1 rRNA gene and 1 pseudogene are annotated in these 779 nt (G+C 69.4%); both read right to left on the bottom strand.

Annotation, left to right across the window (positions count from 1 at the left end):
- Window positions 1-454 (bottom strand): annotated as a pseudogene (locus ACIQHQ_RS37410) (hypothetical protein); the annotation flags it as partial.
- Between the two features lie 233 nt (window positions 455-687).
- Window positions 688-779, bottom strand: a 5S ribosomal RNA gene (gene rrf, locus ACIQHQ_RS37405); the annotation flags it as partial.

Below are 779 nucleotides of genomic sequence, written 5' to 3'. Positions count from 1 at the left end.
TCACCACGGTCGTCCCGACGGAACCCACCGCGATCGCGGTCGTCCCTACGGGGTCCGCGGTCACGGTCGTCACGCCGGCCGACGCCACCGCCACGGTTGTCATCACGCCGGAAACCACCACGGTCCCGGTCATCCCGACGCTCACCACGGTTGTCACGCTCGTCACGCCGGAACGGCGGACGCTCACCACGGCTGTCACGGTCGTCACGCCGGAACGGCGGACGCTCACCACGGTCGTCCCGACGGAACCCACCGCGATCGCGGTCGTCCCTACGGGGTCCGCGGTCACGGTCGTCACGCCGGCCGACGCCACCGCCACGGCTGTCGTCACGCCGGAAACCACCACGGTCACCACGGTCGGGACGGTCACCGCGGTCACCGCGGTCGCCTTCACGACGTCCGTAGCTCGGACGGTCGTTGCCGCCGCGTTCGTTGTCGCGGCGGAAGCCTCCACGGTCTCCGCGGCCCCCGCGCTGACCGCCGCGGTCGTTCCGGTCGCTCCGGTCCCCCTCCCGTCGCCGCTGGTCGCGCTCCGGTCGGTCCTCGGGGGAGTTGGTGGACATGGTGACTCCTGTCTTAGGTACCGCAAGTCATTCTCGCGCAGCCGGATGCCCGGCGCGCACTGCAAAAACAAAAAGGACCCCTGGTCCCAGCTGAACGCTGGGACCAGGGGTCCTTCCAAAGATTGTTCGGCGGCGTCCTACTCTCCCACAGGGTCCCCCCTGCAGTACCATCGGCGCTGTAAGGCTTAGCTTCCGGGTTCGGAATGTAACCGGGCG

Origin of the sequence: Streptomyces sp. NPDC092370 (genome assembly GCF_044755265.1) — a bacterium.
Taxonomy (GTDB): domain Bacteria; phylum Actinomycetota; class Actinomycetes; order Streptomycetales; family Streptomycetaceae; genus Streptomyces.
This window is presented reverse-complemented; position numbering and strand designations above follow the sequence as displayed.